General features: G+C 41.5%; 1 pseudogene. It reads right to left on the bottom strand.

Features of this window, described 5'->3' with window-relative positions:
- Window positions 1-544 (bottom strand): annotated as a pseudogene (locus L4C33_RS22715) (methyl-accepting chemotaxis protein); the annotation flags it as partial.
- Window positions 545-634: the final 90 nt, after the last annotated feature.

Genomic DNA, 634 nt, shown 5'->3' on the forward strand with positions numbered 1-634 from the left:
ATCGGGTGCTTTGGTTAAGTAGTAGGGTATAAGCTGCCTGTAGTTCGAAATCGCCGAGCAGGTTAATCTCTTCTGCAAGCTGTGTACGTGCGCTAATGACTTCAAGGGTTAATCCGGTTTCACTTTTACTACCTTGATCTTGAAGTTTCTTAGCGAGTTGGTTGAATTGAGACTGATACAAAGAGAGCGTATCTAGAGTTAATGTTACAGACCCTTGAATGCGACTAGCTTGCCCATTTAGTAAGCTTTGGATACGCACAATTCTTTCTTTTAAGATTGTGATGGTTTTGTCGAATCTGTCTACGTACTTTAGATCTTGTCGTGCAAGGAAGTCTTTCTCGTGGCGTCTTAAAGTGAGCAGATCAATTTCACTATTTTGATTTTCGAGACTGGCTTGCTGTAATTGGTCGAGCTTAGCAAAGCTATATTGCTCGTAGAGCGCATAGCATGCTATCCCACACAGCAAGAGCGTGGTTATTAATATTAACTGCGCGCGAATGGACAGCGAGTGCAATAGCTTTGAATATAAAGGTCGCTTAGGCATACCTTACCCCCTAGATTAACTGACGTTGAATGCCCACTGAAATATTATGTTTATATGACGTTTTTGTTACAGCGGTTACTAACTAATAGC

It is taken from the genome of Vibrio makurazakiensis, from assembly GCF_050337375.1.
Taxonomy (GTDB): Bacteria; Pseudomonadota; Gammaproteobacteria; order Enterobacterales; family Vibrionaceae; genus Vibrio; species Vibrio makurazakiensis.